This is a genomic window from Terasakiella brassicae, assembly GCF_014641495.1.
Lineage (GTDB): Bacteria > Pseudomonadota > Alphaproteobacteria > Rhodospirillales > Terasakiellaceae > Terasakiella > Terasakiella brassicae.
Genome location: NZ_BMHV01000014.1, coordinates 78700 through 88462 on the forward strand (window position 1 = coordinate 78700; position 9763 = coordinate 88462).

The 9763-nt window shown below is 47.6% G+C and carries 11 protein-coding genes; 7 read left to right on the forward strand and 4 right to left on the reverse strand.

All coding sequences use genetic code 11. From position 1 onward, the window contains the following. Positions 1–17: 17 nt before the first annotated feature. From IEW74_RS10995 to IEW74_RS11010, 4 genes are read left to right on the forward strand one after another with little or no spacing between them, the layout of a single operon-like run. Positions 18–2642, forward strand: coding sequence for a hybrid sensor histidine kinase/response regulator (locus IEW74_RS10995; protein WP_188664830.1), 2625 nt, complete (start codon positions 18–20; stop codon positions 2640–2642). Positions 2643–2657: 15 nt separating this feature from the next. Further along, on the forward strand, positions 2658–3182 hold the full coding sequence (def, locus tag IEW74_RS11000) for a peptide deformylase (protein WP_268233806.1): 525 nt from the start codon (positions 2658–2660) through the stop codon (positions 3180–3182). Positions 3183–3186: 4 nt separating this feature from the next. Then, entirely contained in the window at positions 3187–3831 is a 645-nt protein-coding gene (locus IEW74_RS11005; RefSeq protein ID WP_188664832.1) for a COQ9 family protein, read from the forward strand. Positions 3832–3884: 53 nt separating this feature from the next. Continuing rightward, the gene (locus tag IEW74_RS11010) at positions 3885–5087 is read left to right on the forward strand and encodes a multidrug effflux MFS transporter (protein ID WP_188664834.1); all 1203 of its coding nucleotides are present in this window, start codon (positions 3885–3887) and stop codon (positions 5085–5087) included. Positions 5088–5127: 40 nt separating this feature from the next. On the opposite strand, the gene IEW74_RS11015 is transcribed toward IEW74_RS11010, so the two are convergent. Continuing rightward, entirely contained in the window at positions 5128–6225 is a 1098-nt protein-coding gene (locus IEW74_RS11015; protein WP_188664837.1) for a 5-(carboxyamino)imidazole ribonucleotide synthase, read from the reverse strand. A gap of 18 nt (positions 6226–6243) precedes the next feature. Further along, entirely contained in the window at positions 6244–6735 is a 492-nt protein-coding gene (gene purE / locus IEW74_RS11020) for a 5-(carboxyamino)imidazole ribonucleotide mutase (protein WP_188664840.1), read from the reverse strand. Between the two features lie 114 nt (positions 6736–6849). Between purE and IEW74_RS11025 the strand changes: the two genes are divergently transcribed. Then, positions 6850–7614, forward strand: a complete 765-nt coding sequence (locus tag IEW74_RS11025) for a GGDEF domain-containing protein (RefSeq protein WP_188664843.1) — start codon at positions 6850–6852, stop codon at positions 7612–7614. Here the strand turns inward: IEW74_RS11025 and IEW74_RS11030 are convergent. Further along, a complete protein-coding gene (locus IEW74_RS11030) occupies positions 7604–7804 on the reverse strand; it encodes a DUF465 domain-containing protein (RefSeq protein WP_188664846.1) in 201 nt (66 codons plus the stop codon). The genes IEW74_RS11025 and IEW74_RS11030 overlap by 11 nt on opposite strands. Before the next feature lie 87 nt (positions 7805–7891). Between IEW74_RS11030 and IEW74_RS11035 the strand changes: the two genes are divergently transcribed. Both IEW74_RS11035 and IEW74_RS11040 read left to right on the forward strand, forming a co-directional pair. Then, positions 7892–8980 carry an ATP-dependent 6-phosphofructokinase gene (locus IEW74_RS11035; RefSeq protein WP_188664849.1) on the forward strand — a complete coding sequence of 363 codons (1089 nt, stop codon included), beginning with the start codon at positions 7892–7894 and terminating at the stop codon, positions 8978–8980. A gap of 95 nt (positions 8981–9075) precedes the next feature. Then, complete coding sequence (locus IEW74_RS11040; protein WP_188664852.1) at positions 9076–9243, forward strand: YdcH family protein; 168 nt, start codon at positions 9076–9078, stop codon at positions 9241–9243. Between the two features lie 249 nt (positions 9244–9492). On the opposite strand, the gene IEW74_RS11045 is transcribed toward IEW74_RS11040, so the two are convergent. Then, positions 9493–9763, reverse strand: a 271-nt coding sequence (locus IEW74_RS11045; RefSeq protein ID WP_188664855.1) for an IS3 family transposase, incomplete at its 5' end; no start/stop codon positions are given.

The window sequence follows — 9763 nt, forward strand, 5'->3', positions numbered from 1 at the left end:
GCAATGAGAGTTTCTGGATGGATTTACCCACAAATTATATATCGGAATTCAAAGAATATGCTTTGCAGTTGGCAGAAGCATTTAAAGTGGGGATTGTTATCAGCAAACCAACCGGTGGAATCGTTTTGCAAGTGGGCTACGATTCTCACCCGATCGAGAATGTTCGAAATGTCGATTTACATATAGAAGGCGGTGTTAACTTTAATCTGGAGATTTCCAGCACGGCGCACGTGTCGGAGACAGCACTGAATGCCATCGAAAAATCCTTAAACTTTTGCCTGAATGATCTTTATCAACGTTATCGTATCGAACGTTATGAAATGTTTCTGGATACGGCCGCAGACTGGTTCTGGGAAAGCGACCCCGATAACCGTTTTGTTTATCTAAGCGGTAAAGTCGAAGATGTTTTGGGCCTGAGGCCAGCGCAGATTATCGGGCATACACGGCGTGAAATTCACGGTAGGCAGCATGATCTGTCAACGCCGCAGTGGCAGGCGCATTTAAAACAGTTGGAACGCCATGAACCCTATTGCGATTTTGAAACGCGATGGGTGAGACCGGATGGTGGCATTCGCCATATTAGCCTGAGTGGACAACCGATTTGGACCCAGAAAGGGGAGTTTGCGGGATATCGGGGGACAGGGCTGGATATTACGGGAAAAAAGCAAGCTCAAATTGATTTTCAAAATTTGGTGGAAGGGTCCATTCAAGGAATTTGCATCCATCGTCACTGGGAATTTGTATTTGTAAATCCGGCGTTGGTAAAAATGTGCGGCTATGACAGTGCGCAAGAATTTTTAGCCGTTGGTTCGGTAGAAAAGATGATCGCCCCTTATGAGCGTGAACGTCTGTATGAATATCGCTTGGCAAAAGAAAGAGGTGAGCAGATTGATACACACCATGTTGCAGATTATTTGACCAAAAGCGGTGAAGTTATCACCCTTGAATCCATCAATAGCCTGATTGAATGGAAGGGGCAAAAAGCTATTCTCAGTACGGTCATTGATGTGACGCAACAGAAGAAAGCAGGACAAAAACTGCAGGAACATCGCGATCAGCTACAGATGCTGGTTGATGAACGTACACAAGATTTGATGAAAAGCGAACAGCGGTTTCGCAATGTGGCGGAAGCCGCATCTGACTGGTTCTGGGAAACGGATGAAAACCATAAAGTGACGTTCATCTCGGAACGTTTTTATGAGCTGTTCGACCTGACGCATGAGGAGGTTTTAGGGAACAGCCGGTTGGAGATTGTTGAAAATCAAATGAAGATACCGGATGTCTCGCAGGTGTGGTCGCAACATCTTGAATCTTTGAACCATCATAAACCCTTTTCCATTCGTTATTGGGTGCGAGGTCGCCGTGCAGACAGGGTTTGTATCGAAATTAAGGGAAAGCCCCTTTTTGATGATGGTGGTGTGTTCAAGGGGTACATAGGCGCCGGGTCGGATGTGACACAAGAAGTCGAGACGCAAGAAGCCTTGCGTCTTGCAGTAAAAGAAGCAGAAAGTGCCAACAGTGCAAAATCAGACTTTCTGTCAAATATGAGCCATGAGTTACGAACCCCGCTGAATGCGATCTTGGGCTTTGCGCAGTTGTTGGAAAACAACGGTCAAGCAAATATGACTGAGCGGCAATTGATGCAATTGAAGCACATTCGTCTTGGCGGGGAACATTTGCTGGAATTGGTGAATGAAATTCTTGATTTGTCGAAAATTGAAGCGGGTAAACTCACAATTATCGCCGAAGATGTTGATCTGAAAAATCTGATTGATATGTGTTTGCCTTATGCGTCTGCTTTTTCTGAAAAATATAATGTGAAGATTGAGGATCGTTCTGTTGACGGCCTGCCCTTGATTTGGGCGGATGCGCTACGGGCGAAACAGGCTTTGCTGAATCTTTTGTCCAATGCGGCCAAATATAATCAGGCCAACGGTACCGTCTGGATTGATACGATGGAGACATCTGACGGCTTTGTGCGGGTGACAATACGCGATAATGGCATTGGTATTCGCGAGAGCGATAAAGAAAAAATATTCCAGCCTTTCCAAAGGGCTGCGGGGCAAGACGGCGTGATTGAAGGCACAGGGATCGGGCTTGTTCTGACAAAAAAATTACTGGAAGAAATGGGCGGACGTATCGGCTTTGAAAGCAATTATGGTGAGGGAAGCGCGTTTTGGCTGGATTTCCCGCAGTCTGTTACGCCGGAAAAATCGAATGCCCCCCCGGATCAGATGCAACAAGTCGATGGACGGTCGGTTTGTGCCCCCCAAACTCACTATACAATGTTGTATGTGGAAGATAATCCGTCAAACCTGTCTTTGATGGCGGGGATTGTGGATTGTATTCCAAATTTACGTATGGTTTCTGCACATACGGCGGAAATCGGTTTAACCATGTTGCAGGCCCAGAAACCTGACCTGGTACTGATGGATATCAATTTACCGGGGATGGATGGCTTTCAGGCTGTTCGTGAAATTCGTGCTCTGGAAAAGGTAAAAGACCTGCCTGTCTTTGCCATAAGTGCAGATGCACTATCGGATACGATCAGCAAGGGACAGGACGCCGGTTTTGATCGTTATTTGACAAAACCGATTAATTTACCCCACTTTATGTCCATCCTAGATGAAGTTCTTAAATAGAAACAGGTGTGATACGTGATCCTAAAAATTGCCAGAATGGGGCACCCGGTCTTACGGGCCAGAGCTGCCGAAGTTAAAGACATTCAAGCCCCGGAAATTGCACGTCTTGTCGCGGACATGATTGAAACGATGCAGGATGCAAACGGGGCGGGGTTGGCTGCCCCACAAGTGCATGTGCCGTTACGTGTGATGATCTTTCATGTGCCGCGTGGTCGTGATGCGCACATTGAAGACGGCCTGCCCTTGACTGTATTGATCAATCCCGAGATTGAAGCCCTTGGGGATGATATGAACGAAGCCTTTGAAGGATGTCTTTCATTGCCGGGCATGACGGGCAAGGTCAATCGCTTTACGCAGATCAAATATCGTGGTTTTGGTCTGGATGGGACTTTGATTGAGCGCGAAGCCAGCGGATTTCATGCCCGTGTCGTGCAACATGAATATGATCATTTGGATGGAATTCTTTATCCGCAACGTATGGACGACCTGTCGACATTCGGCTATGTTGAGGAAATGCAAAAGGCAATCAATCAGGAATAAGACGGTGCAGGACATCAAGGTAAAAGACGACATTTTGCTGGCAACACTTCCCAATGTGGTGTTTGACGGATGGACAGACGCAGTTATTGAATCCGGTGCGATTGAAGCCGGGTTTGATGCATCAATGGCCGTGCGCGCGTTTCCTGATGGGGTCAATGATATCCTTGCCCATTTCGCAGATTATATAAATCGCCGTATGGCTACAGAATTGGTTGATCAGGATTTAAGTGAAAAAGGAATTGGTCATCGACTGGAAATCGCCATGCGGGTTCGTCTGGCGATTGAAGCCCCCTATCGTGAAGCGGTGCGCAAGGCCATGTCCTATTACGCCATGCCCCAACATGCGCCCCAAGGTGTGCAGGTCGTCTGGAAAGCTGTGGACGAGATGTGGTGGGGGTGCGGTGATGATGCGGTTGATTTCAACTATTATACCAAACGGGCTTCTTTAGCTGCTGTTTATAGTGCAACAATGGTTTATTGGTTGAATGACGATTCTGAAAATCAGGAAGAAACCATTCTTTTTTATCGTCGCCGTTTAATTGATGTGGTCAATGCCGTAAAAACCAGAAAGAAGATATTTTCCAAACTGGAAGATGTGTTTTGCAAGCTGGGTGGACGTCAAATGGCGAATGGGCTGATAAAACGCTGACTTTGTGAGATTTCTCACTTTTCTTTGTGTCACAAAGGACTATAACCCGGTCCATGAAAACACATAATCAACATACGGGCGAGTTTATCGCGTTAATGGCTTTTTTAATGTCGCTGGTTGCGCTGGCGATTGATGCCATTCTCCCCGCATTCCATGCGGTCGGGGCCAGTTACGACATTATTGATGAAAATCGGTTGCAATTGCTGGTCGGCGTTCTGTTTTTGGGCATGGCGATTGGGCAATTGTTTTATGGCCCGCTTTCCGACAGCATTGGGCGTAAGCCTGCAACTTACATCGGTTTAATCTTGTTTATTGTTGGGGCATTGGTTTCCGCCTTTGCACCCACTTATGAAATTGTATTGTGGGGACGTTTTTTACAAGGCTTCGGTGTTGCCGGGCCGCGCACGATCTCTATTGCATTGGTGCGTGATCAGTATTCTGGTCGTGAAATGGCGCGGATTATGTCGTTTGTGATTTCGATTTTTATTATTATGCCTGCCATTGCACCGGCACTTGGCGCCGGGATTTTGGTGTTCGGCACATGGCATGCGATCTTTTTCCTGTTTGCCTTGTTGGCTTTTGTCGCACTCGTTTGGTTAATCTTACGACAACCCGAAACGCATCCTCAGGAAAAACGCACAGCGTTTAGTCTTGTAACGATCCTGCAAGGGGCGCGTTTCACATTGGGCAACCGATATTCTTGTGGCTATATGATTGTTGGGGGCTTGGCTTTTTCCTGTTTGGTCGCTTACTTAAATACGGCCAAATTGTTATATGCCGATATTTTCCAGATTGATGAATTGTTCCCGCTTTATTTTGGGATGTTGGCGCTTTTTGTTGGGGCGGCATCAATCGTTAATGGCAAGATGGTCGTGAAATATGGCATGCGTTCCATGATGAAGTTTGCCTTGATCGCCATGATCCTCAGCAGTGGCAGCTTTTTCTTTTATCTCTATTTCACGTCCGGGCACCCGTCTTTTGTGTTGTTCATGGTGTCAATGGCGTCAATTTTCTTCTTTATGGGGATATTGTTCGGCAATGCCAATGCAATGGCGATGGAACCTGTCGGTCATATTGCGGGTATTGCCTCATCGATCATTGGGGCAGGAACAACTTTTGTTTCCATGTCGCTGGGCGCGTTGGTCGGTCAATTTTATGACCAGACGTTGCTGCCTTTGATTGGCGGATATTTCGCCTTGGCACTATCTGCCTATGTCATTATGTCTATGATTGAACGAAAAGATATGGCAGTGTAAAATCCCAAGGGGCAAATCAAATGCCCCTTGAGGTTAATATTTATTCTTTTGGTAATTCCCCTAAGGGATAAACAAAATTGACGTGCCCCATTTTGCGCCCCCGCCGTGTGGAGGATTTGCCGTAGAGATGGAGTTTGGCATTCGGTTCGTTCAAATAATCCGGCCATTTTTCCACATCAAAACCGATCAGGTTTTTCATAATCAGGTCGTTGCGGCGTTCCACAGACCCCAGCGGTAAACCGCATACAGCGCGCACAAACTGTTCAAATTGATCGGAATAACAGGCATCTTGCGTCCAGTGACCGGAGTTGTGCGGGCGCGGAGCCATTTCATTGACGATCAAACGGTCGTCCTTGGTATGGAACATTTCAACGGCAAGCAAGCCGATGAGATCCATTTTTTCAGCCAAAGTAACGGCAATGCGAACAGCTTCTTCGATCAATCCGTCAGGCAGATGTGCCGGGACTGTGGAGGTATCCAAGATACCATCGACATGGTTGTTTTCAGCCGGTTCAAAGGCTGTCCATTGACCACAGGCACTGCGTGCGACAACAACCGAGATTTCGCGTTGGAAATCGACAAAACCTTCCAGAACACTGGGGGCATTTGACATGGAGGCATAAGCCGTTTCAAGATCGGTTTCCGGGCGGATCAAGGCTTGGCCTTTCCCGTCATATCCCATGCGTGTGGTTTTCAGGATGCTGGGGCGGCCCAGTTCGTTGACGGCCTTTTCCAGATCATCCAGACTATCAACCCCTTTAAAGGGGGCCGTATCGATGCCGCAGTCATTGATGAAGTTTTTCTCAATCAAACGATCCTGAGACAGATGCAGGCAGTTCCAACTTGGTCGCACATTGACGTGTTCGCTCAGCAACTGAACGCTTTCGTGCGGGATGTTTTCAAATTCAAAGGTGACGACATCACAAGAGTCGGCAAACGAGACCAAGGCATCGCGGTCATCATATTCAGCAACCGTTGCTTTGTGCGCCACCTGTTCCGCCGGGCTGTCCTGACCGGGGCCGAAGACGTGACACATATAGCCCAGACGCGCAGCGGCCAATGCCGTCATACGTCCCAACTGACCATTACCTATAATGCCGATGGTGCTGCCCGGTGGCAGAAGTTTTTGTTCAGCCATAACCTGAATGATCCTTATTTAATCGACGGGTTCTTCTGCAACGCTTGCGGTTTGTTGGGCGCGAAACGCATCCAGTTTGGCGGCAACATCGTCATCTTGCAAGGCAATGATACTGGCGGCCATAATGCCTGCGTTTTTCGCCCCGGCATCCCCGATTGCCAATGTACCAACAGGAACGCCGCCGGGCATTTGTGCGATGGAATAAAGACTGTCCAGACCGTTCAATGCACGGCTTTTAACCGGCACGCCCAGAACGGGCAGTGGCGTCATGGCAGCGGCCATACCGGGCAGATGGGCGGCACCACCGGCCCCGGCGATAATGACTTGCAGTCCGCGTGCCTTTGCCGTGGTGGCGTAATCATAAAGGCGTTGCGGTGTGCGGTGTGCAGAAACAATGCGTTTTTCGTATGAAACACCCATTTCATCCAGCATATCGGCAGCCAGCTTCATTGTCGGCCAATCCGATTGGCTTCCCATGATGATCCCAACAGAAGGTACAGCACTATCCATAGTCTTCATCCTTGCACAAGACCGTAAAAAAGGGGCGTATTATATGTATGTCGGCCCAAATCGCAAGGTTTTTAAGATTTTTCAACGTTTTCAGTGTATTATGAAATATCTGAAATGTTTGAAATGGTATGTGTTATGCCGATTGACGATATTAAAGCGACAGACGCGTTGAAACCTTATAGCGGGCAGTCCGGTCAATCCGGGGGGCGGCCGTCCTATGGCAGTTTTAAAGGGCGGCATAAATACCCACCGGTTAAACGCACTATTCACGATGTGACGTCCTTTATGAATATTCCGCAAGATGAACTGACCCCGGCGGTGAGTGAGGCCATTGTATCCTTGATGGAGGAAGTGGATCATCTGCGCGAAGAGCTGTCGATGACGCATAGTTTCGATGAAAAACTTTCCAGTGCAATGGATCGTCATATGGATTTACCGGTTTTGACACGCCATGCCTTGTGCCGGGATATATCTGTGATGACTACTCGGATTGGGAAGACGATCAGCAGCGCGACTTTTGTGTATTTTCAAATCGCAAATTTTGCCGAGATAAAAAAACGGGCAGGCCTGTTGGCGGGCGATACCGTTATTCGGGAGGTTGCGGAAATTTTAAGCGGGCATTTGCGCGAAACGGATCGCATCGGTACATTGGGCGGGGATGGTTTTGGTATCGTCTTGACGCTCAGCGATTTTGAAGCATCCTTGACGAAAGTTGACCATCTTGTTGAACAGGTTCAGCAAGGCCCAATTCTGTTTGATGGGCGTGTCATGGACGTGGAAATCGCATACGGCCTGCACAGTTTGCATGTCGGTGAAAAAGTCGATGTCATTTTGAACGAAGCCGATAAAGACCTGCACAAACGTTTTGTCAGGCTATGATATCAGGCACAATCAAGGCTTCAAGCTTGGCGATCTGGTCTTTCAGGGTCAGTTTCTTTTTTTTAAGGCGTTGCAATTGCAATTGGTCATAAGGCGGCGTCAGGACCATGCGGTTGATCACATCGTCCAAATCCCTATGTTCGGTTTGCAGAATGGCCAGCTTGATTTTCAGCTCACGGGTTTCTGACATGACTTTCCCGACTTGTTATGTGTTTGTTAAGTCTCTAGATTTGAATATAGCATATAATTTGGCGCAGATAACAAAAAAGGAATTGGGATGAGTAAAAAACGCATCGGAATTTTAACAAGCGGTGGCGATTGTGCCGGATTGAATGCGGCTATCCGCGCGGTGACACGCCGTGCAATCGAAGGGTATGGCTGGGAGGTTGTCGGAATCCACAACGGGACTTTAGGCTTGATCTCCACCCCCGTTGATGCGGAAGTGCTGGATCATAAAACATTCAGCGGGACGCTGTTGCGCCAAGGCGGTACCTTTTTGGGAACAACCAATAAAGGGGACCCGTTTGCCTATCCTATGAAAGACGGCAGCCTCAAAGATCGCTCGGCAGAATTTATTGAAGGTTTCCGCGAACTGGATTTATGCGGCCTGATCGGGGTGGGCGGTGATGGGTCCATGAAGATTTTGAACAAGCTTTGCGAACGGGGCAATATTCCGTTTATCGGCATTCCCAAAACCATTGACAATGATGTGGCTTGTACAGAATTTTCCATCGGTTTTACAACGGCGGTCAATGTGGCTGTGGATGCGCTGGACCGTCTGCATCCCACCGCTGCATCGCATCACCGGGTGATGATATTGGAGGTCATGGGACGCGATGCCGGGCATATTGCGTTACATGCGGGTATTGCAGGTGGTGCGGATGTAATTCTTGTACCTGAAATCCCCTACGATATGGAAAAGGTTGCCGCGAAAATTCGCCATATTTATGAACACGAACATCGTAGCCATGCTTTGATTGTCGTGTCCGAGGCAGTGAAGGCCGCAGATGGTAAACCGGTGATGAAGCAAAATGATGAAGGGCGTTTTAATTATGGCGGTGTCGGTCATGTGATTGGGGAACAGCTCTATAAAATGACCGGGGCGGAAACGCGGGTCACCGTTTTGGGCCATGTTCAGCGCGGCGGAAAACCGGCCATGCGTGATCGTGTCATTGCCTCTGCCTTCGGTGTTAGCGCGGTTGATTTACTAGCGCAGGGAAAGACCAATCGAATGGTTGCATGGCAGCATCGAAAAGTCGTGGATGTCGCCTTGGAAGACGTTGTGTCGCATTATAATAATATTGATGTTTCCGGCACGCTGGTTCATACGGCGCGCGGGCTTGGTATTTGTTTGGGGGATGAATGAAAAATCGGCAGGGATTGACAGACAACGCTGGCCTTACCAAATTAATTTATGTATCATAAAACTATCTTAAAACTGCCATAGGGAGGTTGTCCGCAATGAGCGTACTAGACCGAATTGAATCTCTCAAATCCAAGCACGCAGATTTGGAACATAAAATCGAAGCAGAAGAAATAAGACCTCATCCGAACGACACGCTCATACACGATCTCAAACGACAGAAACTCAAAGTGAAAGACGAAATTTCCGTCCTGTCGCTTAACTAACGAGATACTTACCTATCAAATAGAATTTTTAAAAATGACGCACTCTTATCCATGACGTGCGCGTATCCAAGAGATACGAATATAAACGCCCCGAACCTGTTTTCGGGGCGTTTTTCGTGATGTCGTAAGAAAGAAAAACCTCGTTTGAACACAAACGGGGTTTCAGGTTATTGACAAAGCCCCCTAATACCAAAATGTAGCTGTCTTGACTTGGACCCGTCCCCTAAAACTGGAGAGCACCTTCTCCATTTAGGCGGCCTTTAATTCAAACTGCATCGGACTTATGTTTCCCAGATATGAATGACGACGTTTGGGATTGTAAAATCGATTGATGTATCTGAACAAGACTTTTTCTGCCTGTTCTCTTGTCTCCAACTTCATCCGCCAGATGAATTCGGCTTTCAGGGATTTGAAAAAGGTTTCAACAGCGGCATTATCATAACAATTTCCTTTGCCTGACATGGAAGCTTTGAAGCCATGTTTTCTGAGCAGTTTTTGATAATCGTGCGAGCAATATTGA